Origin of the sequence: Micromonospora sp. WMMC415 (assembly GCF_009707425.1) — a bacterium.
Taxonomy (GTDB): domain Bacteria; phylum Actinomycetota; class Actinomycetes; order Mycobacteriales; family Micromonosporaceae; genus Micromonospora.
In genome coordinates, this window is record NZ_CP046104.1 from 6,172,814 (window position 1) to 6,197,092 (window position 24,279).

A 24,279-nucleotide genomic window follows, 5' to 3' on the forward strand; every position below is an offset into this window, starting at 1 on the left:
TGGCTCACTGCTTCTCGGTGAACCCGAACTGCACGATGCCCTCGTCGTCGACGGTGGCGTCCACGGAGGCGTCCCCGAGCAGTTCGGCCGCGTCCGAGTCGAGGAAGATGCGTGCCCCCTGGTTGTCGACCACGTGGTCGCCGTCGACCGGCCGCTCGACCAGCTCGACGGTGAGCGAGCCCGCCTCCGGGTCGGCGGCGATCCGGACGCCGCCGTCCTCCGCGACGTCCTGCTGGTTGGCGAGGTCTCGGATCACCAGCACGGCGTTGTCGGTCATGGTGAGCATGGCGGAACTCCTCGTGATTCCTGGGATACGCGACCGGCCACCGACGGCGGGCCGGGGCGACAGGGACGTCGCCCGTCGCGGCTCGGGGCCCACGACCGGGCCCCTCAGGGCCTACGGTGCCCGCTACCCGCCCGTCCGTCAACCGGCCCGCCAGCGCGTACCCGATCGGGTGAAAACCGGCGAACGGGCCAGCCTTCGGTCCGATCCGTGCTAGCCGACGAAGATTTTCTTCGCTCTATGCTCTTTCCTGGCAGATATCTCCGTGACAGCATCACCGCATGCATCGTCGTCTCTTCCCCCGGACGCTCGCGCTGGTGGCCGTCGTCGCCGCCGCGGCCACCACCGGCGCACCCACCGCGACGGCCGAGTCGCCGACCCCCGCCGCGACCCGGCTCGACGCCACGATCGACGCGATCCTCGCCGACTCCCGCCTCGCCGGCGCCCAGGCCTCCGTCGTGGTCAAGGACGCCGCCAGCGGTGAGACGGTCTACCACCGCAACGGCGACCGCCGCCTCGTCCCCGCGTCCAACACCAAGCTGCTGACCTCGGCCGCCGCGCTGGAACTGCTGGGCCCGGACCACCGCTTCCACACCGGCGTGCTCGCCGGCGGGCCGCGCCGCGGCACCGTCGTCGCCGGCGACCTCCACCTGCGTGGCGGGGGTGACCCGACGATGCTCGCCGCGGACTACGACGCGCTGGCCGCGAAGGTGGCCGGGTCCGGCATCCGGGTGGTGACCGGGAACCTGGTCGCCGACGACACCCGCTACGACGACACCCGGCTCGGTCCGGACTGGACGTGGGACGACGAGCCGTACTACTACGCGGCGCAGGTCTCCGCGCTGACCGTGGCGCCGGACACCGACTACGACGCGGGCACCGTCATCGTGCACGCCGCCCCGGCGGTCACGCCCGGCGGCCGGCCGGTGGTCACCACCACGCCGGCCACCGGATACCTCCGGATCGACAACCGCGCGACGACCGTCGCGGACGGTGACACGTCGATCTCCTTCGAGCGCGTCCACGGTGGCAACACCGTCGTGGTCACCGGCCAGATCGCCGTCGGGGACGCGCCGGCCAGCGACTGGGTCACGGTCTGGGAACCGACCGGGTACGCGGCCGACGTCTTCCGTTCGGCGCTGCGCCGGCACGGCGTACGGGTGCTGGGCCGTACCGTCCTCGGCCGGCCCACGCCCGCCGCGGCGGTCGAGGTGGCCCGGCACGACTCGATGACCCTGGCGGAGTTGATGGTCCCGTTCCTCAAGCTCTCCAACAACGGGCACGCCGAGGTCCTCACCAAGGAGATCGGCCGGGTGCTCGCCGGGTCCGGCACCTGGCCGGCCGGGATCGCCGCGATCAACGGGTACGTGGCCGGCGCCGGCATGGACCCGACGACCTTCCGCCAGCGGGACGGCTCCGGACTCTCCCGGCGCAACCTGGTCCCCGCGACCGAGTTCGTCGACCTGCTCGCCGCCGTCCGCGCCGAGCCCTGGTTCCCCGCCTGGTACGCGGCCCTGCCGGTGGCCGGTGAGGCGGAGCGCTTCGTGGGCGGGACGCTGCGCAGCCGGATGCGGGGCACACCGGCCGCGGGCAACGTGCACGCCAAGACCGGGAGCCTGACCGGCGTCTCCGGCCTGTCCGGCTACGTCACCGACGCCGACGGCCGGCTGCTGGCCTTCTCCATCCTGCTCAACAACTACCTCGCCTCCTCGGTGAAGGGGCTGGAGGACCAGATCGCCGTCGCGCTGGCGTCGTACACCGAGCAGGGCGCGAGCGCCGCGCGGACCGCGCCACCGGCCGTGGCCGAACCTCCGGCCGCGCCCGAGGACCGCGAGTGCTCGTGGGTGAAGCCCATCGCCTGCTGAGGACGGACGAGCGGGCGGGGGGCTCCGGCGGAGGCCCGTTCGTCAGGGCCCCCGGTACGACGTCGGCGTCGCACCGGGGGCCCACTGTCCACTCAGCTCGCCGCCTGGGCGCGGAGGTACGCCGCGGTGCGGGCCGCGTCGTAGTCGGGCGGCACCCCGTCGACGATGATCGCGGACCCCTCGACGTGCCGGGTCCGCAGCGGCAGGATCTCCCGGTACGCCGGGGAGTCGTACCAGGCGCGGACCGATTCCCGGTCCGGGAACTCGATGATGACGATCGTGCCCGGCCACTCCCCCTCGATCACCTCGATCTGCGGCCCGTGCACCCGGAACCGCCCGCCGAACGGGTCCAGAGTGGCCTGGATCAGCTCCAGGTAACGGTGGATGTCCTCGTGGTCGAAGTTCGGGGTACGCAGGTGTGCGACGGCGAACGCGGTCATGGCCCTCCCCTGGGTGCGCGACGGGCCGATCCGTCCAGCACGGTCGGCGGCACCACGCTACTCCGGCCCGCGATCACCGCAACGCCGCCGCCTGGAGGTTGACGCCGGCGCAGTCGTCGGTGAAGGCGTGCTCGGCGGTCCAGGTCAGCACGAGCTGGGCACCCTCCGGGGCCTGGAAGCGCACGACGAACTCGGCGGACCGGCTGGTGTGCGGGTCCTCCATGCGCAGGGTGCGGGTCGGGCCGCCGGTGGAGAGCCGGGCGTCGAACCGGCCCCGGGCCATCCAGGTCCCGGCGTAGACGTGGACGGTCCGCGGCTGGCCGCTCCCGGCCACTGCGAGCGTGAAGCCGCGGCCGACGCCGCAGGTGTAGACCCCGTGCGGAGTGCCGTCGGTCGACTCCACCGGAGTGCCGCCCCGCCATCGGAAGGTCTCCTGGTTGCCGTCCCAGGAACCCCGGCGGCCGCTGCCGCCGTCGTCGCGGATCTCGCCGGAGCCGCCGCGCTTGCGCACGGTCGAGTCGTCGCCGCGCAGTCCCCAGTGGATCCAGTCCCGGGTGCCCACGGCGGTCAGGTCCACCTCCGCGGGCACGTCGTTCCGGGTCAGGGTGAGCACCGGTGGCGGCGCGGGCGTCGGCGTCGGGGGTGCCGGCGTCACCGTCGGCGACGGGCTCGGCGGCCGCTGCCGGGGGCGCAGGCCGGGCGACGCCGGACCGGCGGCCGGCTGCGTGCCGGGGGGACCGCTCGGCCGGCCGACCCCGGCCGGCACGCTGCCCGCCACCGGTGGTTCCTCCGGTGCCGGCCCGGAGCCCCAGTTCAGGTACGCGAGCAGGGCGGCCAGGCACGCGGGCGCGGTGACGACCGCGACCGCCCAGCGCCGGCGCCGCCCGGGCCGGGACAGTCGGCGAAGGGCGCAGCGGGCCCGATCCGCGCCGCTCGACGACCGGTGCCGGGCGCCCGGATGCCGGCCGCGCCGAGGCCCCTGGGTGCCCGGCGGCGTCACGTCCTCCTCCGGCACCGACCCTCCACTCCCCACGGTTGCGCACGCAGCGCCCGAAGCGGCGTAAACGTTACGCCGTCCGAGGGGTTTCACGTTTGCATCAGATCGGACTTCCCGCCAGTCCGCGCCCGTTCCGTGTGCCCACTTCGTTACCCGTTGGCAGCGTTCCCAGCTCCGTCCACCTCCCGCGTTCAGGGGGTAGTCACGAACGTCACTGGATCATGGCTCAGCCGAGGTGGAAGCCGAGCGTCTGCGCGATCACCAGCGCCTGCTCGGCGTCGATGACCGCTCCCGCCCGCTCGACCTGCGTCGGGTCGAGCGCGGTCAGGTCGCTGCCGCGCAGGTCGACGCGGGCCAGGCGGGTGCGGCTCAGCGTCGCGCCGGACAGGTCCACCCCGGTCACGGTCGCGCCGGTCAGGTCGGCTCCGGTCAGATCGGCCTCCCGCATGCGTACCCCGGTGATCCGCACGCCGCGCAGGTCGGCGCCGGGGAGCGCGACGAACGACCAGTCCCCACCGTCGACGGTCAGCGGTCGCAGGTCGCACTCGGCGAAGGTGCTGCCGACCAGCTTGCAGCCGGTGAACTCGGCCTCGAAGAAGTTGCAGCGGCGGAACACACACCGGGTGAAGGCCGAGTCGACGTGCCGGGAGGCGTTGAAGTGGACGTTGCCGAACGTGCAGCCGGTGAAGACCGCGCCCCGGGTGACCGCCTCGGTCAGGTCCACCCGGTGGAACTCGCAGCCGACGAAGTGCCGGTCGGTGATCTCCTCCCCGTACCAGTCGTCGTCGCGGAAGGTGGTGCCCTCGGTCAGCTCCGGCATCGGCCCAGGCTACTGACCGGCACCGACAGGTGTGGCCGGCCGCCCTTCCGACTGCGGCGTACCGCCGGGTAGGTTCGCCGGTGTGAGCGTGGCACGCAGCATCGACCCGGACCAGATCGGCTTCGACCCCACCCGCCTCGCGCGGCTCGACGAGCACTTCGGCAGGTACGTCGACGACGGGCGGCTCGCCGGCTTCCAGGTGGTGGTCACCCGCCGCGGCGAGGTGGCGCACTCCTCGACGTACGGGCTGCGCGACGCCGAGGCCCGGCTCCCGGTGGAGGCGGACACGCTCTGGCGCATCTACTCGATGACCAAGCCGGTCACCTCCGTCGCCGCGATGATGCTTTGGGAGGAGAGCCGGTTCGAGCTGACCGACCCGATCAGCCGCTGGCTGCCGGAGTTCGCCGACATCCGGGTCTACTCGAAGGGGTCGACGCTCAAGCCGTACACGGTGCCCGCCGTCGAGCCGATCCGGGTCTGGCACCTGCTCACCCACACCGCCGGCCTGACGTACGGGTTCATGCAGACCTCGGTCGTCGACGGTCTCTACCGGGCCGCCGGGTACGACCTGTACCCGCCGGCCGACGTCGACCTCGCCACCGCCTGCGCGGCCTTCGGCGAGCTGCCGCTGCTCTTCCAGCCCGGCACCGCGTGGGGCTACTCGGTCGCCACCGACGTGCTCGGCCGGCTGGTCGAGGTGATCTCCGGGCAGAGCCTGGACGCGTTCCTCGCCGACCGGATCTTCCGCCCGCTGGGCATGACCGACACGCACTGGTGGGTGGAGGGCGACACGGCGACGCGGCTGGCCGCGCTGTACGCGCCGGATCCGCGTACCGGCCGCGCGTTCCGCTACGACAAGCTCGGCGCCCTGGCGTACGAGAAGCCGACCCTGCTCTCCGGCGGCGGCGGGCTGCTCTCCAGCGCCGCCGACTACCACCGCTTCACCCAGATGCTGCTGCGCGGCGGCGAGGTGGACGGCGTACGCCTGCTCGGACCGCGCACGGTGCGGTTCATGACCCGCAACCACCTCCCTGGCGGCAGCGACCTGGAGACGCTGTCCACCGGCGGCTTCGCCGAGACCACGCTGGAAGGAGTCGGCTTCGGGCTCGGGTTCGCCGTCGTGGACGACCCGATCCCGTCCCGGGTGCCGAGCAGCGTCGGCGAGTACTACTGGGGCGGGGTGGCGAGCACGGCCTTCTGGGTCGACCCGGCCGAGGAGATCACCGCGCTGTTCTTCACCCAGCTGCTCCCGTCGAGCACCTGGCCGATCCGGCCGCAGCTGCGCCAACTGGTCTACTCGGCGCTGGTCGACTGACGCGTTCCCCGGCGGCGGGGCCGCGCCGTCCCTAGCCTGGGGGCGTGAGCAACATCGTCGTGTTCGGGGCGGGCGGGACCGCGGGTTCCCGGATCACCACCGAGGCGTTCAACCGGGGGCACCGGGTCACCGCCGCGGTACGCCGGCCGGAGGCCACGTCGTACCTGCCGGCGGGCGTCCAGGTCGTCACCGGGGACGCGACCAGCGAGCGCAGCGTACGGGAACTGGCGCCGGAGGCGGACGCGTTGGTGGTCGCGATCGGCGGTGACCAGCGCGGTCTCTGGCTGAACGCGGCCCGGACGCTGGTCGGCACGCTGCGCGAGATGCCGGCCACGCCTCGGATCATCCACCTGGGCGGCGGTGCCACCCTGCTCACCCGGAAGGGCACCCGGATCCTCGACGAGCCGGACTTCCCCGAGGAGTATCGCGACGCGGCGATCGGCCAGGCCGAGGCCTTGGACTTCTACCGCTCCTCCGCCGACGGCGTGAGCTGGACCTATGTCTCCCCGCCGCCGCTGGAGTTCCATCCGGGCGAGCGGACCGGGCGGTACCGCACCGGCGACGACCACCCGGTGACCGACCACGAGGGCCGCTCGGTGCTCAGCTACCAGGACATGGCGGTGGTGATCGTGGACGAGATCGAGAACCCGCGCCACGAGAACTCCCGCTTCACCGCCGCGTACTGATCAGTCGGCGAGGCGGGCGGGGAAGCCGCCGGTGGCGATCGGACCCCACGAGTCGATCCTCACCCGGATCAGCGACTTGCCCTGGCGCACCATCGCCGCCCGGTACTCGGCCCAGTCCGGGTGCTCGCCGGAGATGCTGCGGTAGTACCCGACCAGCGGCTCCAGCGCGTCCGGCAGGTCCAGCACCTCGGCGGTGCCGTCGACCTGCGCCCACGGGCCGTTCCAGTCGTCGGAGAGCACGCAGGCGGAGACCCGGGGGTCACGGCGGATGTTGGTGACCTTGGCCCGCTCGGGGTAGGTCGAGACGACCAGGCGTCCCTCGGCGTCGACACCGGCGGAGACCGGGGACGACTGGGGCCGCCCGTCGGCGCGGGTGGTCATGAGGAGGACCCTGTGCCGGGGCCGGAGGAACTCGATCAGCTCGGCGCGGTCGACCCGGGTGTTCGTCGCGATGCTTCGTGCCACCGCTCGTTTCTACCAGGCTTGCGGGACCGACTCCGGTTCCAGGATGTCGGGTGTGCCGGCAGGAGGCGCCGCGACCGTCCGCACCTCGCGTTGATCACGCCTCGGGCGGGACGGCGACGCGGGACGCGCCGGCGGGCTGGGCGGGGACGCGGGGCCGGACCGGCGGTCGCCACGCTCGGCCGTTGGCGTAGATCACCCGGAAGCCGAGGTACGACGCGAGCGGCGCCCAGTGCGCCGAGCCCATTCGCAGTTCGGCGGCGTTGTGCCGCTGCCCGTTGGCGAGCACGTCGAGCAGCACGGTTTCGAACGCGGCCGATTCGACCCAGTCGACTTCCCGGGTGAAACCGCAGATCAGCGCCGCTCCCGTGGTGTGCAGGAAGTCGCGGAGCACGGCGTCGGAGGCGCGCAGCACCGAACAGCTGCCGAAGTAGAGCCGCCGGCCCTCGCAACGGCCGGCCATCAGGTCGGCCACGTCGGCCAGGGCCACCGATTCCCAGTCGGTGAGGCAGAGCCGGCTCGGCTCGCCGTGCATCGCGAAGAACCCGACGCGGTAGTCGGCGTACTGCTTGAGCAGCCAGCGGTCGACGAAGTAGAACAGCTCGTCCCTCGTCGCCGCGTCCTTGTGGATAAACCGGATCTTCCCGAGGCGCTCCAGCAGCTCCAGGGTGGGCAGGACCGAGCCACGCTCGTTGAGATCGCGGTGCCACTGACCCTCGACACAGAAGACCCCACCGCGCGCCACGGGCCCACCTCCCCTCACCCGGACGCTGACGTTACCGGCTCTCCTGACGGCGGAGACATCACCCAGGGTGTGGCGGGACGCGACCTTCCGTGCCCGTTCCCATGCCGTTGAGCGGGTCAAGACGGAATGGGCAATTCGCAAATCGTCGCATTCTCAGCCAGGACTCAGGAAGCACAGAATCTGAGGACGATTCTCGTTTATCCCCTCCTAACTGACCGATCAGTGTCAGGGTGGAAATCACGGGACGTCCCGGTCGATGTCCTACTCCATTCGCTCTTCCTACCGGGAGGACTTCTGTGCGCACGAAGACCCTGAAACGGGCCGTGGTCGCCCTCGCTCTGGCGCTGCCCGGAGCCGCGATCGCCACCGTGGTCGCCGCCCCGGCCGCCCACGCGGACGGCTGCTACACCTGGACACGCAACCTCTACCAGGGAAGATCCGGCGACGACGTCCGCCAGTTGCAGCTCCGCGTCGCCGGCTGGGCCGGCAACCGCGACATCGTGGAACTCGACGGCCGGTACGGCCCGAAGACCGCCGCGGCGGTCCGGCGGTTCCAGGCCGCGTACGGGCTGCGGGTCGACGGTGTGGCCGGGCCGCAGACCTACGGCAAGATCTACGAGCTGCAGGACAACGACTGCACACCCCGCCACTTCAGCTGGAGCGAGATGGACGACGGCTGCGGCCGGGGTGGCTGGACCGGCGGCCCGCTCTCCCCGGCGGAGACGCGGGGGAACGCCCTGCGCACGATGTGGAAGCTGGAGGCGATGCGCCACAGCCTCGGCGACCAGCCGCTCTACGTCACCAGCGGCTTCCGCAGCCGGGCGTGCAACGACCAGGTCGGCGGGGCGCGGGACAGCCAGCACCTCTACGGCAACGCCGCCGACGTGGTGTCCCGCAGCCGGTCGCTGTGCGACGTGGCCCGCGACGCCCGCAACCGCGGCTTCAGCGGCATCCTCGGCCCCGGCGCGCCGGACCACGGCGACCACGTGCACGTGGACTCCCGGCGCGAGAACAACCGGGACGACACCGCCAACACCACCAGCTGGTCGGCCCCCGACTGCGGGGTCCGCTGACGACCGCACCACGACGACGCCGGCCCGGTCAGGGGTGGGGAAATCCCCCCGACCGGGCCGGCGTCGTGCGCCCCGAGCCTCGCGGGCGTACCTCCGCTCAGCTCGCCCGGGGCCAGCGCGGCGTGGCCGCCGGGCTCGTGCGGCCATGGCCGGCAGGTCGGACCGCGGGCCGCGCGCCGGGCGCGACCACCCGGGCGGCCGCCTGGCCACGCACCGGGTACGCGGGACGCGCCGGCACAGCGGCCGGTGTCCGGGGCGGCACGGCGGCCCCGGGACGGGCCGGCACCGACGTGCGCACCGGCGCGGGCCCGTTCACGGTGAACGGGAACGGCACGTGCACGAACGGGTTGCCGTGCCGCACCAGCGCGTCGACCTGGCGCTCGTTGAGACCGTGTGTCAACAGCACCCGCCGGCCCCAGCGGTGCAACCGGCACGGATAGGTCGCACCGTCGTTGCGGCACAGCGGCCCCGACGGCCACTCCTCCGCCGCGTGCACGACCACCGCCCGGACCGCGAGCCGGACGTCCTCGGGGGTCAGCGGCACCGGGACCGGCACCTCGCCCAGTACCTGATCGATGGGATCCGTCGACTGCTCACCAACTCGCACGGTAGGCCTCCCGCAGCTTGGGTAGCGGGGCGGCTGAGCGCCGCACCACATCCTCGGCCGGGAGTACGTCGCCCACCCCCGGAAGGTTCAATCCCGGTACGCGGCCAGCAGCCTAGACGAGGCCGGCGTCGTGGACCAGGAGGGCCACCTGCACCCGGTTGTTGAGGTCCAGCTTCACCAGCAGCCGCGACACGTACGCCTTGACCGTCGCCACGCTCATGAACAGCTCCGCCGCGATCTCGGCGTTGCTGCGGCCCCGGCCGAGGGCGACGGCGACCTCCCGTTCCCGTTCGCTGAGCGTGGCGAGCTGCCGGCGCGCCCGCTCCCGGCGCGGGTCCGCGCCGCCGAGGCCGGTCACGTGCGCGATGAGCTGGCGGGTCACCGTCGGAGAGAGCGTCGCCTCACCCGCCGCCACCCGGTGGACGGCCCGCACGATCTCGGCCGGCGGAGTGTCCTTGAGCAGGAAGCCACCCGCCCCGGCCCGCAGCGCCCGCAGCACCTGCTCGTCTGCGTCGAACGTGGTCAGCACCAGCACCTCGGGCGGGGCGGGCGCGGCCCGCAGCGCCTCGGTCGCGGCCAACCCGTCGAGCCGGGGCATCCGGATGTCCATCAGCACGACGTCCGGCGCGTACGCGGCGACGGCCGCCGGGACCTCGGTGCCGTCGGCGGCCTCGCCCACCACGGTCAACCCCGGCGCACCACTGATGATCATCGTCAGGGCGGCCCGGACCAGCGGGTCGTCGTCGACGATCAGGACGCGTACCGGACGTTCCGGGGACGCCGTCGGCGTCGCTTCCGGCGGAGGCGTCACGCCGGCCACGGCAGCCACGCGGCGAGCCGGAAGTCCCCGGCGTCGTCCCGCCCGTACTCCAGCCGGCCGCCGGCCAGGCTGACCCGCTCCGCGATGCCGACCAGGCCGGTGCCGGTGCCGGGCAGGTCCGGGGCGTCGACCCCGCCGACCGGCCAGCGGTTGCGGACCTCCACGGCCAGCCCCTCCCCCGGCGCGCCGGCCAGCTCGACGGCGACCGCGGCACCGGCGGCGTGCCTGCGTGCGTTGGTCAGCCCCTCCTGCACGATCCGGTACGCGCTGCGGCCGACCGCCGCCGGCACCCGGTCCGGCGCGGTCACCCGGTCGACGGTGTCGACCCGTACCCCCGCCGTCCGGGACTCCTCGATCAGCGCGGGCAGGTCGGCCAGGGTCGGCTGGGGCCGCTCCGGGCCCTCGGCGGCCGGCCCCTCGGCCCGCAGCACACCGATCACCTCCCGCAGGTCCTGGAGCGCCGCGTGCGCGCTGGCGCGGATCACCCCGGCGGCCCGCGCCACCTCGTCCGGCGGGGCGTCCGGCCGGAACTCCAACGCCCCGGCGTGCAGGCTGAGCAGGGAGATCCGGTGCGCGAGCACGTCGTGCATCTCCCGGGCGATGCGGGTGCGCTCCAGTTGCCGGGCCTGCGCCACCCGTAGCTGCTGCTCCGCCTCGGCCCGCTCGACGCGCTCCCGCAGCGAGACGACCAACTGCCGCCGCGCCCGGACGAACATCCCCCACGCCAGCACGATGGCCGAGATGGCGACCCCCCACGCGGTGGTCGCCCAGTAGGACAGGTCGGAATCCGGACGCAGGTAGGTGAAGACGAAGTTGGTCACCAGTCCGCCGGCGGTGACCGCCAGCGCGACGGCCGTACGGCGGTGCACGATCACCGTGAAATAGATGATCAGCAGCGGGATCGCCGCCGCCATCGAGAACGCCGTCAACGGCAGCGTGGCGACGGCGAGCCCGAGCGGCCAGCGACGGCGCACCCAGAGCAGGCCGCAGCAGACGAGACCGATGACCGCGTCGACCGGGATCAGCCAGCGCTGCTCCAGCGGCGCGGCGAACTCCGGGTCGGGCAGGGTCGCGTCCGCGGTGGCCCAGAGCACCCAGACGAGGGAGAGCAGGAACGCGAGGACGTCGACCACCCAGTCCCGGGTGGTGCGGCGGGGGGCACGGCCGGCCCGCTCCCCGGTGGCCAGCGAGCCCGGCAGCAGCCAGGGATGATCCGGTACGACGGCGCTGGTCACCCCACCAGCCTAGGCAGCCGTCGGAGCACTCGACCAGCTACCGAAGTCGACGTCCGGAGGCGACCTTGGTCGACCCGGCGGCGACCGCCGGCCGCTGCGGACCACCGGTCGGCGCGGGCAGCCTGGACCGCATGATCACCGTGGAACACCTCACCAAACGGTACGGGCGGCACACCGCCGTCGACGACGTGTCGTTCCGCTGCGAGCCCGGCACCGTGACCGGGTTCCTGGGGCCGAACGGGGCCGGCAAGTCCACCACCATGCGCATGATCTGCGGCCTCACCCCGCCCAGCGCCGGCGCGGCCACGGTGAGCGGGCGGCCGTACCGGCAGCTGCCCAACCCAGGCCGGGAGGTCGGGGTGCTGCTCGACGCGTCGGCGCAGCACGCCGGCCGCACCGGGCGGGAGGCCCTGGCCGTCGCCGCCGCCACGATGGGGGTGGACCGGCGCGAGGTGGTGGCGAAGCTCGACCTGGTCGGGCTGGACGGCACGGCCGCGAAGCGCCGGGTGCGGGCGTACTCGTTGGGGATGCGGCAGCGGCTCGGCCTCGCGCACGCGCTGCTGGGCGACCCCCGGGTGCTGATCCTCGACGAGCCGGCCAACGGCCTGGACCCGGAGGGGATCTTCTGGATGCGCGGCCTGCTGCGCGACTTCGCCGACCGGGGCGGCACCGTGCTGCTCTCCTCCCACCTGCTGCGCGAGGTGGAGGCCGTCGCGGACCGGCTGGTCGTGATCGGGGGCGGCCGGATCGTGGCCCAGGGCGGCAAGGACGAGTTGCTGGCCGGTGACCGGACGGTGGTCCGGGCCCGGGACACGGCCGCCCTGCGCCGCGCGCTGGACGCGGCCGGCCTGGCGGCGACCACCGGCACCGACGGGGCGCTGCTGGTGCCCGCCCCCGCCGAGGCGGTCGGCCAGGCCGCCGCCGACGGCGGCGTACCGCTCACCGAGCTGCGTCCCGCCGACGGGGGCGGCCTGGAGCAGCTCTTCCTCACCCTCACCGCCGACCAGACGACCCGGGAGGCCGTCCGATGACCAGCACCGCCACCGCACCCGGCGAAGAGACCACCAGCCCGCGCGCCCACCGGGACGTACCCGGGCCGTCCCTGCTCCGGCTCACCGGTGTGGAGCTGCGCAAACTCGCCGACACCCGGGCCGGGCTCTGGCTGCTCGTCACGATCGGACTGCTCACCGCCGCGCTGGTCGCCGCGCAGCTGATCTGGGCTCCGGACGCCGAGCAGACCTTCGTCGGGTTCTTCACCTCGTCGCTGCTGCCGGTGGGCCTGCTGCTGCCGGTGCTCGGCATCCTGTCCATCACCGCCGAGTGGTCGCAGCGCACCGCGCTGACCACGTTCGCCCTGGTGCCCCGCCGCGAACGCGTCATCGCCGCGAAGCTGTCGGCCGTGGTGCTGGCGGCGCTCGCCTCGCTGCTGACGAGCCTGGCCACCGCCGCCGTCGGCACCGCCGTCGCGGGGGCGACCGGCGGCGCCGGAACCTGGCGGATCGAGGGTTCCCTGATCCTGCACGCCGCCGTCCTCCAGGTCGCGAACGTGCTGATGGGTGCCGGCTTCGGCCTGCTGCTGCTCAACACGCCGCTGGCGATCGTGACCTTCCTGCTGCTGCCGACGCTCTGGTCGGTGCTCGGCGGGCTGATCCGGCCGCTGCGGGAACCGGCGGGCTGGCTGGACACCGCCCGCACGATGGAGCCGCTGTTCACTCCCGACGTCACCGCCGGTCAGTGGGCCCGGCTGGCGGTGTCGCTGCTGGTGTGGATGGTCGTACCCCTGGCGGCCGGCCTGGTTCGGACCCTGCGGCGCGAGGCGGCGTGACGGTGCACGGTCTCGACGGCCCCACCGTCGTCGACGGCGGCCGGGCGGAGCTGGTGCTGTTCTGGGGCGGCTTCCCGCTGGTCGGGGCGGCGGCGGGCGCGGCGCTCGCCGCCGCCTCCGACTGGCTCGCCGGGCAGGCCTGGGTGCCGGTCCAGGGGCTGTTCGAACTGGCCGCCCGACTGCCCGACGCGTACGCGACGGCCGGCGGCGTGGCGCTCGGGACGCTCGCCGGGTTGGTGGTGGCGGGCATCGCCACCGCCGAGCGGCTCGCCGTCGCCGTCGGCCGGGAGCGGGTCCGGCTACGCCGGCCCGGTGGCCCCGCCCGGGAGGTGGCCCGGCGGGACACCCGCGCCGTGTTCGTCGACGGGAAGGCGCTGGTACTGCTCGGCCCGGACGAGGGCGAGCTGGCGCGGGAACGGTCCGACCTGCCGGCCGGGCGGCTCGCGGAGGCGTTCCGGTCCCACGGCTGGCCGTGGCGGGACGCGGACCCGCACCGGGACGCGTACCGGCGGTGGGTGCCGGGGCTGCCCGGCCTGCCGGCGGAGGCGGACGCGTTGCTGCGGGCCCGGCAGGGGGCGCTCGACGCCAGCCGGGACGGGGAGGCCCGGGAGTTGCGGGGCGAGCTGGCCCGCTCCGGAGTCGTCGTCCGCGACGACGGGCGACGGCAGTACTGGCGGCTCACCCGGCCGGCGCCGGAGCAGGGACGCGACTTCTCCTGAGCCGAACCGTTCCGGACGGTAGCGTTGCGGTGACCCTGCGGCCGGACCACGCTGTCCGTACCCGGGATCGGAGAAGGGGGACGACGATGACCTCCGCGGGACGCGTCACGGGCAGCGGCATCTTCCGCCGCAAGCCGGTCGAGGAGATCGCCGACACCAGCGAGGAGCAGCTGTCGCGGTCACTCGGGCTCTGGCAGCTCACCTCCATCGGCGTGGGGGGCATCATCGGCGCGGGCATCTTCGCCCTGGCCGGTGCGGTGGCGAGGGAGACCGCCGGGCCTGCGGTGCTGGTCTCGTTCCTGATCGCCGGCCTGGCGAGCGCCGCGGCGGCCCTGTCGTACGCCGAGTTCGCCGGCATGATCCCGAAGGCCGGCTCGGCCTACACCTACGGGTACGCGGTGCTCGGCGAGGCCGTGGGCTGGTTCATCGGCTGGGACCTGCTGCTGGAGTACACGGCCATCGTGGCGGTGGTGGCGATCGGCATCTCCGGTTACTTCGCCTTCCTCGTCGGCGAGCTGGGGCTGGAACTGCCCGCCTGGATGCTCGGCGCGCCGGGCACCGGCGACGGTCACGTGGTCGACCTGTTCGCGGTGCTCCTCTGCCTGTTCATCGCGTACCTGCTCAACCAGGGCATCAAGACGGCCGCCCGGTTCGAGACGCTCGTCGTCGGGCTGAAGGTCGCGGTGGTGCTGCTGGTCATCGTGGTCGGTTTCTTCTACGTCAAGACCGAGAACTACTCGCCGTTCTTCCCGTTCGGTGTCGGCGGGGCGATCACGGGTGCGGCCACCGTCTTCTTCGCCGTCTTCGGGTACGACGCGATGAGCACCGCCGCCGAGGAGTCGAGGGACGCGCGTCGCCACCTGCCGAGGGCGATCATCTACTCGCTGGCCCTGTCGATGGTGCTCTACGTGCTGGCGACCCTGGTGCTGACCGGCATGCAGAACTACACCCAGATCGACTCGGAGAGCGGCTTCTCCTCGGCATTCGCCTCGGTCGGTCTCTCCGGCCTGGCGTCCGTCATCGCGGCCGGCGCGATCATCGGCATCCTGACCGTGATGTTCACCTTCATGCTCGGGGTCACCCGGGTGTGGTTCTCGATGAGCCGGGACGGTCTGCTGCCGGCCTGGTTCGCCAAGCTGCACCCGGTGCGCCGCGTGCCGAGCCGGGTCACCTGGATCGTCGGCGTCGGGTCGGCGCTGATCGCCGGCTTCCTGCCGATCCGGGAGGCGGCCGAGCTGACCAACATCGGCATCCTGCTCGCCTTCGTGGTGGTCTGCATCGCGGTGATCGTGCTGCGCTACCGCCGGCCAGACGCCCCGCGCACCTTCCGCCTCCCGGGCATGCCGGTGGTGCCGGCGCTGGGTGCGATCTTCTCGGTCTGGCTGATCACCTTCCTCGCCCCGGAGACGTGGCTGCGGTTCGCGGTGTGGTTCCTGATCGGCGTCCTGATCTACGCCTTCTACGGCTACCGCCGCTCGAAGCTGGCCGGCCGCGACGAATCCTCCGGCCCCACCGGCTCGGCCCGGTAGGGGCGGTGTGTACGGGCCGCCGGCGCGGGCGAAGGCCGCGGACAGTCCGGCGAGGTGTGCGGCAGTCTTCCCGGCACGCTAGCCGTGCGCGCCGGTCCCGTCCGCCACCAGCGGGCGTGGCTGCGGACGGCCCACCGACGCCAGCAGCTCGTCGAGGGCGTCCACGTCGGCCCAGCCGTTGACCGCGATCCGCCCGGCGGCGTCCACGGTGACCTCGACCCGGTCGGGGGTCTGCGCCAGCTCGTCGAGCAACCTCGGGAAGCGATCGTTGAGCAGCAGGAACTCCTGGTTCGTCGAGCCCACCCAGGGTCGGGTGGTGTCGAGCCGGTCCTGCTCGAACGGCCCGGCCACGAGCAGGTCGGTCTGGTCGAGCAGGGCGGCCACGTCGTCCCGCCCGGCGTCGACCGCGCGCCGCAGGCCGGCGTACGGGTAGCCGGTGAAGGTCATCACCGAGCGGCCGGCGGCCCGTACCGCGGCGGCGACCGTCGCCAGCGGGCCCGCCTGGTCGAACGGCTCGCCGCCCAGCAGCGTCAGTCCCTCGGTCCCCGCGTCCAGCACCCGGCGGGCGAGGTCGGCGGGGCCGATCCGCTGCCCGCCCCGGAAGCTCCACATGTGCGGGTTGAAGCACCCGGGGCAACGGACGGTGCAGCCCTGCACCCAGACGGCGGTCCGCTCACCGGGGCCCTCGGCCCGGGTTGCGGCGAGGAAGCGGGCCACCGCCACCGTCTCCACACCGGTGGCCGGCCGGGGTGCCGGCCCGCCGTCAGACATCCAGGACGCGCCCGTGCGGCGACGGGCCGGGGCCGGGCGGGGTGGGCGGGGCACAGACCAGGACATCCCGCAGCCGCGCGTACTCGTGGGGAGCCAGGTTGGCGGTGGCGGCGAACTCGGCCAGGCTGCCGAATCCGCCCCGCCGGTGCCGTTCGTCCAGCACGTGCCGGGCCCGCTGCGGGTCGAAGCCCGGCAGCGCCGCGAACTCCTCCATCCGAGCGGTGTTGACGTCGACCGGCCCGCCGGGCCGCGCCGCCTGGCTCGGCACCGGCGCGGCGACCGGGCCGGGGTTGACGTAGCCGCCGGGCGGCTGCGTCGCCATCGTCGGCTCGGGCGACGGCGGCGGGAACGCCGGCGCCGTGGGTGGAAAGGCCGGCGAGCCCGGGGCGTACGCCGGTGCCGCGGGCGGATACGTCGGCGGGTACGGGCCGGCCGGTGCGGCAACCGGGTGGCCGGGACCGCCGGGCGGCGGGGCGAGCGGGCCCGGCGGGTAGGCGCCACCGGACCACGGCGCCGCGGCGGCCGACTGCGCGTACCAGGGGCGGTAGCCGGCACGCCAGCGCAGCCACGCGGAGTTGATCAGCGCACCGTGCAGGATGGTGGCCGCCCAGACCGCGATCGCCGTACCGATGGCCCAGTTGTTGCCGGTGCTGCCCTGCTCGAATTCGCCGCTGACGAGGAAGGCCGCCCACCCCACCAGGGTGTAGACGATGCCGGAGATCCACCACGCCGGGCGCCGGGCGCGGAGCCCCACGTAGAGGAATCCGAAGCCGCCGAGGCAGCTGAGGCCGAGGATGGGCAGCAGCAGCCACCAACTGTGCAGGACCCGCCAACTCAGGCTCGCGGCCGGAGGCCCGGCGGGCGGATGCGGCCATCCCGGGTCAGGCGCGCTCGACATCATGTTCCTCCTGGTGCTCCAGCACGGTCGCGCGGGTGTGGTCGGCGGTGTAGGCGCTCTGCACCGTCCGGGCCGCCAGCAGGTCCTCCAGCACGGTGACGTAGTCCAGGCAGCCGTCGCCGAGCACGTCCCGGGTCTCCGCGCTGACCACGCCCTCGCTGGTGACGGTCACGACGATCCGCGGCTGTCCGCTCACGACGTCCTGCCCTCGACCGCGAACACGAGGCGGACGCTCGCGTCCTCCGTGACCTGCTCGGACTCGAGGCGGAGGCCGGCTGCCGGGGCCTGGTCGCGCAGCCGCGCCAGCACCGCGCGCTGTACCTGCCGCCCGTAGGCCGCGTCGACGGCCCGCACGATCTCGACGGCCCGCTGCTCGTCGGCCTCGCCGGTGAAGTGCGCCGACCAGATGCCGTCCGCGCCGCGCTGGAAACTCGCCCGTACGCCCGCCCAGTCCGCGATGATCACGTCCGGCTCGGTCGTGACCACGGCCGCGGTGTCGTGCAGCGCGGCCGCGAGCAGGGTCTCGTCCCGCATCCGTGTCCGCACCTGACAGACGACGCGACCGTCGGCGTCCCGCCCGGCGGTCGCACCGTGTGTCGCGGCCACGGCGGCGATGGCCAGTGGCAGCAGTATCAGTGAGACGCTCATCCGGTCCCTCTTCCCGTCGTTGACGCACACCCTAGAACTCGACCGCCCGCCCGCCCTGCCGCCGCTGCGGGGGCGCGCCGGGACGGGCTGCCGCACCCGTGGCGCCGGGACGGCCGCCGAGATCCCAGTCCTCCGCGGCGGTGGCGGCGACGGCGCGGGTGTCGGCCCAGGAGCGTACGGCGTCGATCCGCTCGGCCTGGGTGACGCTGAGCGGGACCATGCTGGCCAGGGCCCGGACCAGGTCGTCGCGGCGCAGCGGGCGGCGTTCGGAGAACGCGTCGAAGAGCCCGGCGACGACGGCCTGTTCGATCTCGGCCCCGGAGTAGCCCTCGCTGAACCCGGCGAGTTCGGCGAGCAGCGCGTCGTCGAGGGCGAGTTCGCCGGCCACGGCCGGGTTGCGCAGCCGCCGGGCGAGGTGGACCCGCCAGATCGACGCCCGCTCCACGCGGGTCGGCAGGTCCACGAAGAAGATCTCGTCGAAGCGTCCCTTGCGGAGCAGTTCCGGAGGAAGCGCCTCGATGTCGTTGGCGGTCGCGATGACGAAGACGGGGCGGGTCTTCTCCTGCATCCAGGTCAGGAAGGAACCGAAGACCCGGGCGGAGGTGCCAGAGTCGCCGGAGGCGCTACCGGAGAAGCCCTTCTCGATCTCATCCACCCAGAGCACGCAGGGTGCGGTCGCCTCGGCCGTCCGGATGGCGGTGCGCATGTTCTGCTCGCTGGATCCGACGAGCCCGGCGAAGACGCGGCCGACGTCCAGCCGTAGCAGCGGCAGGCCCCACGCCGCGGCGATCGCCTTCGCGGTCAGCGACTTGCCGCAGCCCGGCACGCCGGTGATCAGGACGCCCCGGGGCGCGGGCAGCCCGTACGCCGCCGCCTCGGCCAGCCAGGACCCGTCCCGCTTGGCCAGCCACCGCTTCAGGTTCTCCAGCCCGCCGACGTCGCCGAGGTCGACCGCGGCGTCGACGAACTCCAGCAGCCCCGACTTGCGGACGGTCTGCCGCTTCTCCTCGTGCACCACGTCGAGGTCGCGGGCGTCGAGCACCCCGTCGTTCACCATGGCGCGGGCGAAGGCGTTCTCCGCTTCGTGCAGGGTGAGCCCGAGCGCCGCCTTCGCGAACCGTTCCCGGCCGCGGTCGTCCAGCGCCATCCGGATCCGGCCGCTGGCGGAGTTGGCGGCGATGATTCCGTCCAGTACCTGCCGGATCTCCGCCTCGGTGGGCAGCGGAAAGTCGACGATCGTCACGTCCTTCTCCAGGTCGGCCGGGATGTGCAGCACGGGCGAGACCAGGACGAGGGTGCGCGGCACCGGGCCGGACTTGAACGCCGCCACCAGGTCCCGCAGCCGGCGGACCACCGCGGGACTGCCCGGCCGGTCGCCACCACCATGGGCCGGGTGCAGGTCCTTGAAGATCAGGACGCTCGGCTGGTCGACCCGGAGCGCGGCGTCGAGGGCGTCCTCGGCTTCGGTGGTGCCCTTTCGGGCGGTGCCGTCGGGCTGCACGAGCCCGGTGGTCAGCGACCAGGTCCAGACGGCGCGAGGCGTACGGACCAGGGCGGCGTCCCGCGCCACGGCGCTGACCTCGGCGATGACCCGCTGCTCCTCGGACGACTCGACGTAGAGAATCGGGAAGCGGGCCTTGAGCATCTGTGCCAGTGCGTCTCGGAACGCCGTCGCCACCGTCGGTTCCTCCCCCCGCAGAGCGCATCCGACCAGCGCGGACTCTAGCAGTCGACAAGATCAGAACGCAGGCTGCCGAATGGCCGATGGTCGCCACCGAACGTCCGGCGGCGGGGCCACTGTTCGGTCGCTCCAACTGCGGAGGAGCGTGCCACGGGTGACTGTCGGATGCCGGCGTTAGGCTGCGTGGCGAGCGGAGGGGGCGGTGTCGATGACCCGTTGGGTGGGCCTGCTGCGCGGGGTCAACGTCGGCGGCGTCCGCCTCGCGATGGCGGATCTGCGCCGCCTCGTCGCCGACCTCGGTCACCAGGACGTGCAGACCTACCTCCAGAGCGGCAACGTGGTCTTCGGCAGCACCGTCCGCGACGCCGACGCCCTGGCCCGCGGCATCGAGCGGGCGCTCGCCGACGAGCTGAAGCTCACCGTGCCGGTGCTGGTCCGCAGCGGCCGGGAGATGGCGGCGGTGGCCGGCGGCAACCCGTACGCCGACCGGGAGGACGACCCGACGCGGCTGCTGGTGGCCTTCCTCGCCGCCACGCCGGCGACGTCGGCGGTGGCCGGGCTCACCGTGCCGGGCGGCGAGACCGTGGCGTTCACGGTCACCGGGCGGGAGGTGTTCCTGCACTACCCGGACGGCGGCTACGGCCGGTCGAAGTTCACCAACACGTACCTGGAGAAGAAGCTCGGCGTCGTCGCGACCACCCGGAACTGGCGGTCGGTGCGCACGCTCGCCGAGCTGGCGGCGTAACGGTTCGGCCAGGGGTGACGACCGGCGGGTGGATCCACAGTGCGAGCGGCTACCGGCCCGACGAGGACCTCGCCCGGCACCTGATACCGGCCGACCTGACCTGAGATGTCGCCCGGTTCTCCGGCCGGTGCCGGTGAGCCGGGCACGTTCGGCGGGTATGCGGCACGAATGGCCTACCCGATCCCGAACATCAGCTTGAACGACGGCAACACCATCCCGCAGCTCGGCTTCGGGGTGTTCCAGATCGCCCCGACGGACACCGTGCGGGCGGTGCGCACCGCCCTGGACGTCGGCTACCGGCACATCGACACCGCCGAGATGTACGGCAACGAGGCCGAGGTGGGCCAGGCGGTCCGCGAGTCGGGGCTGGACCGCCGCGAGGTCTTCGTCACGAGCAAGCTCAACAACGGCTTCCACCGGCCGGACGTCGCGCGGCGGGCCTTCGACTCCACGCTCGCCGCTCTGAAGATGGACTACATCGATCTCTTCCTCATCCACTGGCCGCTGCCCACCCTTTACGACGGCGACTACGTGTCGACGTGGAGGACGCTGGAGGAGTTCCGGCGCGACGGCCGGGCCCGCTCGATCGGGGTGTCGAACTTCCAGGTCGCGCACCTGGAGCGGCTCGCCGCCGAGACCGGCACGGTGCCGGCGGTGAACCAGGTCGAGGTGCACCCGTACTTCGGTAACGAGGAGGTGCGCGGGTACGACCACGGGCACGGCATCGTGACCGAGGCGTGGTCGCCGATCGCGCAGGGGAAGGTGCTCGACGACCCGACCGTGAGCGAAATCGCCGCGCAGGTGGGGCGTACGCCGGCGCAGGTCGTGCTGCGCTGGCACGTGCAGCGCGGCGACGTCGTCTTCCCGAAGTCGACCACGCCCTCCCGGATCGAGGAGAACTTCCGGATCTTCGACTTCGAGCTGGACGACGCGACGATGGAGCGGCTCACCGGGCTCGACCGGGGGGAGGCGGGCCGGCAGGGCCCCAACCCGGACACGTTCGACTACGTGCCGGCCTGACCTGCCGTCCGGCGACCGGCGCGACCCGCGCCGGCCGGGCGGACCCGGTGCTGGTCGCCCAGGTCGGCCCGCCAGTCGTTGACGCGCATGGTGTGGCCCGGCCGGTACTCGAAGTCCGTCGCCCCGAGCAGCACGAACCCGGCCCGCCGGCACACGGCGTTGGAGGCCGGGTTGTCCACCGACGGGTAGGCGTGCGCGTGCCGCCGGGTCCGCCGGGCGCGGGCCACGTCGAGCACCGCGCGCACCGCGGCCGAGGCCAGCCCCCGCCCCTGGTACGCGGACAGCACCGCCCACCCCATCTCGTAGACCTGCTCGCCGCGCCACTCGCGTTCCCAGTACCCGACGCTGCCCACCTTCGTCCCGTCGGGCAGCGCGATCGTGTACATGCAGCCGCCGCCGGTGGCGCCGAACCCGGCGTACCGTGCGTTGCGGGCCACCACCTGCTCGTCGGTCTCCGGCCCCCCGGTGTGCCGCCGGATCTCCGGGGCGTTCAGCTGCCGCAGCAGGTCGAGGTCGTCCGCCTGCCAGGGGATGATGCGCATGTCGCTCACGCGTCCAGTGGACCACCCGCCACCGACGGTCCGGTCCGCCAGATCGGATCTGGCGGACCGTCTGGCGCCCTCCCGGTGAGAGGAGGTGGAGTCATGACGCCGCTGCGGCTCACCGTGATCATCGGCAGCACGCGGGAGGGGCGGGCCGGCGAGGAGGTCGCGCGCTGGTTCGTCGCGCAGGCCCGGCGGCGCGCCCAGCTCACCGTCTCCGTCCTCGACCTCGCCGACTACGACTTCCCGGCCACCTGGCCCGCCGAGGCGACGCCGGCGATGCGCTCCTTCGCCGGTGAGGTGGGCCGCGCGGCGGCGTTCGTCGTGGTCACCCCCGAGTACAACCACAGCTTTCCGGCGTCGTTGAAACAGGCGATCGACTACGCGTACGACGAGTGGCAGGCGAAGCCCGTCGGTTTCGTGTCGTACGGGTGCGGTTCCCTGGGTCTGCACGCGGTCGACCAGCTCCGCACGGTCTTCACCGCGCTGCACGCCATGACCGTCCGGGACGTCGTCGGCGTCGACCTGCTCTGCGGCGGGCCCACCCCGCTCGCCGAGGACCGGCTGAGCCGGGACGCCGCGGTCCTGCTCGACCAGCTCGCCTGGTGGGGCCTGGCACTGCGGGACGCCCGGGCAGCCCGCCCGTACGTCTCCTGAAGTTCCCCGAAGAGAGGTAGAGATCATGAGTACGCGCACCACCGGCCCGGCCGTGGAGGCCGAGGGCCTCCGCAAGGCGTTCGGGTCGACCCGGGCGCTCGACGGCCTCGACCTGCAGGTCCCGGCGGGCACCGTCTACGGCCTGCTCGGCCCGAACGGTGCGGGCAAGACCACCGCCGTCCGGGTGCTGGCCACCCTGCTGCGTCCCGACGGTGGTCGGGCCCGGGTCTTCGGCCACGACGTGGTCGACCAGGCCGACGCGGTCCGCTCCCGGGTCAGCCTGACCGGCCAGTACGCCTCGGTCGACGAGGACCTGACCGGCATGGAGAATCTGGTGCTCCTGGGCCGCCTGCTCGGGCTGCGCAAGCCGGCCGCCCGCGATCGGGCGGAGAGCCTGCTGGCCGCGTTCGGGTTGACCGAGGCCGCGGGTCGGCAGGTGAAGAAGTACTCCGGTGGCATGCGCCGGCGCCTCGACATCGCCGCCAGCATCCTCAACACGCCGGATCTGCTCTTCCTCGACGAGCCGACGACCGGGCTGGACCCGCGCAGCCGCAACCAGGTGTGGGAGATCGTCCGCGCGGTCGTGGCGCACGGCACCACGGTGCTGCTGACCACGCAGTACCTGGACGAGGCCGACCAGCTCGCCGGCCGCATCGCGGTGGTCGACCACGGCCGGGTGATCGCGGAGGGCACCCCGGGCGAGCTGAAGTCGTCCGTCGGCTCCGGCACCGTCCACCTGCGCCTGCGCGACGCCGGGCAGCGGCCCGAGGCCGAGAAGGTGCTGCACGCGGCGCTCGGCGTCCCGGTGCAGCTGGAGCCGGACCCGGTCGCGCTCACCGCCCGCGTCGGCGGCGAGGGCTCCGACCTGGCGGCGAGCGAGCAGGCCGCCCGCGCTCTGGCCGACCTGGCCCGCGCCGGCATCGTCGTCGACGACTTCTCCCTCGGCCAGCCGAGCCTGGACGAGGTCTTCCTGGCCCTGACCGACCACCCCGCGACCCCGACGGACGAGCGGGACGAGCAGCTGGAGGCAGCCCGATGAGCGACACCGCCACCACCACGACCGGGCGGGCCCCGTCCGTCTACGTCCCGTCGACCGAGGCGCTGGCCACGGTCCTCGCGCCCGGCGAGCGACCGCCGAGGCCGGGCGCGCTGTCGGCGTCGCTGACGTTCGGCTGGCGGGCGCTGCTGAAGATCAAGCACGTCCCCGAGCAGCTGTTCGACGTGACCGCGTTCCCGATCATCATGGTGCTGATGTTCACGTACCTGTTCGGCGGCGCCCTCGCCGACAGCCCCCGTGCCTACCTGCAGTTCTTCCTGCCCGGCATCATGGTGACCAGCGTCGTCATGATCACCATGTACACGGGTCTCGGTCTCAACAACGACATCGAGAAGGGCGTCTTCGACCGCATCCGTACGCTCCCGGTGTGGCGGCCGGCCGCCCTGGTCGGGATGATCTTCGGCGACGTGCTGCGCTACGTCCTCGCCGCCGTGGTGATCCTCGGCGTCGGCCTCGTCCTGGGCTTCCGCCCCGACGGCGGCGTGCTCGGTGTGGTCGCCGGGATCGGCCTGCTGGTGGTCTTCTCGTTCGCGTTCTCCTGGGTCTGGACGTTCTTCGGCCTGGTCCTGCGCAGCGAGAAGTCGGTGATGGGGGTCAGCATGATGGTGCTGTTCCCGCTGACCTTCCTCAGCAACGTCTTCGTCGAGCCGGCCACGATGCCCGGCTGGCTCCAGGCGTTCGTCAAGGTCAACCCGATCACGCACCTGGTGGCCGCGGTCCGCGGGGTGATGGCCGGCTCGCCGGACGCGACGAACACGATGTGGCTGCTGCTGTGGAGCGCCGGTTTCGTGGCCGTCTTCGGCACCCTGACCATGTACCGCTACAACCGCCGCTGACCG

28 protein-coding genes are annotated in these 24,279 nt (G+C 73.4%); 13 read left to right on the plus strand and 15 right to left on the minus strand.

Translation table 11 applies throughout. The features are described from left to right. Positions 1-4: 4 nt before the first annotated feature. Positions 5-286 (minus strand): adhesin, encoded by a 282-nt coding sequence (locus GKC29_RS28885; RefSeq protein ID WP_155333814.1) that lies wholly within the window; start codon positions 284-286, stop codon positions 5-7. A gap of 278 nt (positions 287-564) precedes the next feature. Here GKC29_RS28885 and dacB point away from each other — a divergent pair, with 278 nt between their 5' ends. Further along, positions 565-2,148 (plus strand): D-alanyl-D-alanine carboxypeptidase/D-alanyl-D-alanine-endopeptidase, encoded by a 1,584-nt coding sequence (gene dacB / locus GKC29_RS28890; protein WP_155333815.1) that lies wholly within the window; start codon positions 565-567, stop codon positions 2,146-2,148. A 92-nt stretch (positions 2,149-2,240) separates the two neighbouring features. On the opposite strand, the gene GKC29_RS28895 is transcribed toward dacB, so the two are convergent. The 3 genes from GKC29_RS28895 to GKC29_RS28905 form a co-directional block, all read right to left on the minus strand. Further along, complete coding sequence (locus GKC29_RS28895) at positions 2,241-2,588, minus strand: DUF1330 domain-containing protein (RefSeq protein ID WP_155333816.1); 348 nt, start codon at positions 2,586-2,588, stop codon at positions 2,241-2,243. A gap of 73 nt (positions 2,589-2,661) precedes the next feature. Next, positions 2,662-3,603 carry a hypothetical protein gene (locus GKC29_RS28900; RefSeq protein ID WP_230688850.1) on the minus strand — a complete coding sequence of 314 codons (942 nt, stop codon included), beginning with the start codon at positions 3,601-3,603 and terminating at the stop codon, positions 2,662-2,664. Between the two features lie 208 nt (positions 3,604-3,811). Next, positions 3,812-4,405: a pentapeptide repeat-containing protein gene (locus GKC29_RS28905; RefSeq protein ID WP_155333818.1), complete on the minus strand. Its 594-nt coding sequence runs from the start codon at positions 4,403-4,405 to the stop codon at positions 3,812-3,814. Positions 4,406-4,487: 82 nt separating this feature from the next. On the opposite strand from GKC29_RS28905, the gene GKC29_RS28910 reads away from it, so the two are divergent. Continuing rightward, positions 4,488-5,720 (plus strand): serine hydrolase, encoded by a 1,233-nt coding sequence (locus tag GKC29_RS28910; protein WP_155333819.1) that lies wholly within the window; start codon positions 4,488-4,490, stop codon positions 5,718-5,720. A 44-nt stretch (positions 5,721-5,764) separates the two neighbouring features. Further along, the gene (locus GKC29_RS28915) at positions 5,765-6,406 is read left to right on the plus strand and encodes an NAD(P)-dependent oxidoreductase (protein WP_155333820.1); all 642 of its coding nucleotides are present in this window, start codon (positions 5,765-5,767) and stop codon (positions 6,404-6,406) included. Here the strand turns inward: GKC29_RS28915 and GKC29_RS28920 are convergent, their stop codons facing one another. Together GKC29_RS28920 and GKC29_RS28925 are read right to left on the minus strand one after the other, a co-directional pair. Continuing rightward, positions 6,407-6,871 (minus strand): PPOX class F420-dependent oxidoreductase, encoded by a 465-nt coding sequence (locus GKC29_RS28920; protein WP_155333821.1) that lies wholly within the window; start codon positions 6,869-6,871, stop codon positions 6,407-6,409. A gap of 94 nt (positions 6,872-6,965) precedes the next feature. Beyond that, complete coding sequence (locus GKC29_RS28925) at positions 6,966-7,613, minus strand: hypothetical protein (protein ID WP_155333822.1); 648 nt, start codon at positions 7,611-7,613, stop codon at positions 6,966-6,968. A 296-nt stretch (positions 7,614-7,909) separates the two neighbouring features. Here GKC29_RS28925 and GKC29_RS30395 point away from each other — a divergent pair, with 296 nt between their 5' ends. Next, positions 7,910-8,686, plus strand: a complete 777-nt coding sequence (locus GKC29_RS30395) for a D-Ala-D-Ala carboxypeptidase family metallohydrolase (protein WP_155333823.1) — start codon at positions 7,910-7,912, stop codon at positions 8,684-8,686. Positions 8,687-8,783: 97 nt separating this feature from the next. On the opposite strand, the gene GKC29_RS28935 is transcribed toward GKC29_RS30395, so the two are convergent. The 3 genes from GKC29_RS28935 to GKC29_RS28945 form a co-directional block, all read right to left on the minus strand. Then, on the minus strand, positions 8,784-9,293 hold the full coding sequence (locus GKC29_RS28935; RefSeq protein ID WP_155333824.1) for a hypothetical protein: 510 nt from the start codon (positions 9,291-9,293) through the stop codon (positions 8,784-8,786). A gap of 112 nt (positions 9,294-9,405) precedes the next feature. After that, positions 9,406-10,122, minus strand: a complete 717-nt coding sequence (locus GKC29_RS28940; RefSeq protein WP_370463289.1) for a response regulator — start codon at positions 10,120-10,122, stop codon at positions 9,406-9,408. Continuing rightward, a complete protein-coding gene (locus tag GKC29_RS28945) occupies positions 10,101-11,348 on the minus strand; it encodes a sensor histidine kinase (protein ID WP_155333826.1) in 1,248 nt (415 codons plus the stop codon). The genes GKC29_RS28940 and GKC29_RS28945 overlap by 22 nt, the downstream gene beginning before the upstream one ends. Positions 11,349-11,479: 131 nt before the next feature. Here GKC29_RS28945 and GKC29_RS28950 point away from each other — a divergent pair, with 131 nt between their 5' ends. The 4 genes from GKC29_RS28950 to GKC29_RS28965 all read left to right on the plus strand — a co-directional run bounded on the left by GKC29_RS28950 (position 11,480) and on the right by GKC29_RS28965 (position 15,421). Beyond that, positions 11,480-12,379 carry an ABC transporter ATP-binding protein gene (locus GKC29_RS28950; protein WP_155333827.1) on the plus strand — a complete coding sequence of 300 codons (900 nt, stop codon included), beginning with the start codon at positions 11,480-11,482 and terminating at the stop codon, positions 12,377-12,379. Beyond that, positions 12,376-13,173, plus strand: a complete 798-nt coding sequence (locus GKC29_RS28955) for an ABC transporter permease (RefSeq protein ID WP_155333828.1) — start codon at positions 12,376-12,378, stop codon at positions 13,171-13,173. Before GKC29_RS28950 ends, GKC29_RS28955 begins: the two co-directional genes overlap by 4 nt. Then, positions 13,170-13,892: a hypothetical protein gene (locus GKC29_RS28960; protein WP_155333829.1), complete on the plus strand. Its 723-nt coding sequence runs from the start codon at positions 13,170-13,172 to the stop codon at positions 13,890-13,892. The genes GKC29_RS28955 and GKC29_RS28960 overlap by 4 nt, the downstream gene beginning before the upstream one ends. Positions 13,893-13,978: 86 nt before the next feature. Further along, positions 13,979-15,421 (plus strand): amino acid permease, encoded by a 1,443-nt coding sequence (locus GKC29_RS28965; protein ID WP_155333830.1) that lies wholly within the window; start codon positions 13,979-13,981, stop codon positions 15,419-15,421. A gap of 78 nt (positions 15,422-15,499) precedes the next feature. Here the strand turns inward: GKC29_RS28965 and GKC29_RS28970 are convergent, their stop codons facing one another. The 5 genes from GKC29_RS28970 to GKC29_RS28990 are packed head-to-tail and all read right to left on the minus strand — an operon-like array spanning position 15,500 to position 19,416. Then, on the minus strand, positions 15,500-16,192 hold the full coding sequence (locus tag GKC29_RS28970; protein WP_155333831.1) for a 4Fe-4S single cluster domain-containing protein: 693 nt from the start codon (positions 16,190-16,192) through the stop codon (positions 15,500-15,502). Beyond that, a complete protein-coding gene (locus GKC29_RS28975) occupies positions 16,185-17,090 on the minus strand; it encodes a helix-hairpin-helix domain-containing protein (RefSeq protein ID WP_196255766.1) in 906 nt (301 codons plus the stop codon). The genes GKC29_RS28970 and GKC29_RS28975 overlap by 8 nt, the downstream gene beginning before the upstream one ends. Then, positions 17,074-17,286: a DUF2997 domain-containing protein gene (locus GKC29_RS28980; protein WP_155333833.1), complete on the minus strand. Its 213-nt coding sequence runs from the start codon at positions 17,284-17,286 to the stop codon at positions 17,074-17,076. The genes GKC29_RS28975 and GKC29_RS28980 overlap by 17 nt, the downstream gene beginning before the upstream one ends. Then, positions 17,283-17,738 carry a hypothetical protein gene (locus tag GKC29_RS28985; protein ID WP_155333834.1) on the minus strand — a complete coding sequence of 152 codons (456 nt, stop codon included), beginning with the start codon at positions 17,736-17,738 and terminating at the stop codon, positions 17,283-17,285. Before GKC29_RS28985 ends, GKC29_RS28980 begins: the two co-directional genes overlap by 4 nt. Positions 17,739-17,769: 31 nt before the next feature. Beyond that, on the minus strand, positions 17,770-19,416 hold the full coding sequence (locus tag GKC29_RS28990; RefSeq protein WP_155333835.1) for an AAA family ATPase: 1,647 nt from the start codon (positions 19,414-19,416) through the stop codon (positions 17,770-17,772). Positions 19,417-19,627: 211 nt separating this feature from the next. Between GKC29_RS28990 and GKC29_RS28995 the strand changes: the two genes are divergently transcribed. Both GKC29_RS28995 and GKC29_RS29000 read left to right on the plus strand, forming a co-directional pair. After that, positions 19,628-20,164, plus strand: coding sequence for a DUF1697 domain-containing protein (locus GKC29_RS28995; RefSeq protein WP_155334388.1), 537 nt, complete (start codon positions 19,628-19,630; stop codon positions 20,162-20,164). Between the two features lie 168 nt (positions 20,165-20,332). Continuing rightward, positions 20,333-21,184 carry an aldo/keto reductase gene (locus tag GKC29_RS29000; protein WP_155333836.1) on the plus strand — a complete coding sequence of 284 codons (852 nt, stop codon included), beginning with the start codon at positions 20,333-20,335 and terminating at the stop codon, positions 21,182-21,184. Here the strand turns inward: GKC29_RS29000 and GKC29_RS29005 are convergent. Then, positions 21,169-21,726 (minus strand): GNAT family N-acetyltransferase, encoded by a 558-nt coding sequence (locus GKC29_RS29005; protein WP_155334389.1) that lies wholly within the window; start codon positions 21,724-21,726, stop codon positions 21,169-21,171. The genes GKC29_RS29000 and GKC29_RS29005 overlap by 16 nt on opposite strands. Positions 21,727-21,828: 102 nt before the next feature. On the opposite strand from GKC29_RS29005, the gene GKC29_RS29010 reads away from it, so the two are divergent. From GKC29_RS29010 to GKC29_RS29020, 3 genes are read left to right on the plus strand one after another with little or no spacing between them, the layout of a single operon-like run. Continuing rightward, positions 21,829-22,383 (plus strand): NADPH-dependent FMN reductase, encoded by a 555-nt coding sequence (locus GKC29_RS29010; RefSeq protein ID WP_155333837.1) that lies wholly within the window; start codon positions 21,829-21,831, stop codon positions 22,381-22,383. 25 nt (positions 22,384-22,408) lie between these two features. Continuing rightward, on the plus strand, positions 22,409-23,422 hold the full coding sequence (locus GKC29_RS29015) for an ATP-binding cassette domain-containing protein (protein ID WP_155333838.1): 1,014 nt from the start codon (positions 22,409-22,411) through the stop codon (positions 23,420-23,422). Next, positions 23,419-24,276: an ABC transporter permease gene (locus GKC29_RS29020; RefSeq protein ID WP_155333839.1), complete on the plus strand. Its 858-nt coding sequence runs from the start codon at positions 23,419-23,421 to the stop codon at positions 24,274-24,276. The genes GKC29_RS29015 and GKC29_RS29020 overlap by 4 nt, the downstream gene beginning before the upstream one ends. The last annotated feature ends 3 nt before the right edge of the window (positions 24,277-24,279 follow it).

What these genes read in the sequence shown, in the direction of transcription:
- GKC29_RS29010 (WP_155333837.1), top strand. Translation starts at nt 21,829, where the DNA reads ATGACGCCGCTGCGGCTCACCGTGATCATCGGCAGCACGCGGGAGGGG.
- GKC29_RS28965 (WP_155333830.1), top strand. Translation starts at nt 13,979, where the DNA reads ATGACCTCCGCGGGACGCGTCACGGGCAGCGGCATCTTCCGCCGCAAG.
- GKC29_RS28885 (WP_155333814.1), bottom strand. Translation starts at nt 286, where the DNA reads ATGCTCACCATGACCGACAACGCCGTGCTGGTGATCCGAGACCTCGCC.
- GKC29_RS28955 (WP_155333828.1), top strand. Translation starts at nt 12,376, where the DNA reads ATGACCAGCACCGCCACCGCACCCGGCGAAGAGACCACCAGCCCGCGC.
- GKC29_RS28975 (WP_196255766.1), bottom strand. Translation starts at nt 17,090, where the DNA reads ATGTCGAGCGCGCCTGACCCGGGATGGCCGCATCCGCCCGCCGGGCCT.
- GKC29_RS29015 (WP_155333838.1), top strand. Translation starts at nt 22,409, where the DNA reads ATGAGTACGCGCACCACCGGCCCGGCCGTGGAGGCCGAGGGCCTCCGC.
- dacB (WP_155333815.1), top strand. Translation starts at nt 565, where the DNA reads ATGCATCGTCGTCTCTTCCCCCGGACGCTCGCGCTGGTGGCCGTCGTC.
- GKC29_RS29005 (WP_155334389.1), bottom strand. Translation starts at nt 21,726, where the DNA reads ATGCGCATCATCCCCTGGCAGGCGGACGACCTCGACCTGCTGCGGCAG.
- GKC29_RS28950 (WP_155333827.1), top strand. Translation starts at nt 11,480, where the DNA reads ATGATCACCGTGGAACACCTCACCAAACGGTACGGGCGGCACACCGCC.
- GKC29_RS28985 (WP_155333834.1), bottom strand. Translation starts at nt 17,738, where the DNA reads ATGAGCGTCTCACTGATACTGCTGCCACTGGCCATCGCCGCCGTGGCC.
- GKC29_RS28995 (WP_155334388.1), top strand. Translation starts at nt 19,628, where the DNA reads ATGACCCGTTGGGTGGGCCTGCTGCGCGGGGTCAACGTCGGCGGCGTC.
- GKC29_RS29000 (WP_155333836.1), top strand. Translation starts at nt 20,333, where the DNA reads ATGGCCTACCCGATCCCGAACATCAGCTTGAACGACGGCAACACCATC.
- GKC29_RS28895 (WP_155333816.1), bottom strand. Translation starts at nt 2,588, where the DNA reads ATGACCGCGTTCGCCGTCGCACACCTGCGTACCCCGAACTTCGACCAC.
- GKC29_RS28970 (WP_155333831.1), bottom strand. Translation starts at nt 16,192, where the DNA reads ATGTCTGACGGCGGGCCGGCACCCCGGCCGGCCACCGGTGTGGAGACG.
- GKC29_RS28905 (WP_155333818.1), bottom strand. Translation starts at nt 4,405, where the DNA reads ATGCCGGAGCTGACCGAGGGCACCACCTTCCGCGACGACGACTGGTAC.
- GKC29_RS29020 (WP_155333839.1), top strand. Translation starts at nt 23,419, where the DNA reads ATGAGCGACACCGCCACCACCACGACCGGGCGGGCCCCGTCCGTCTAC.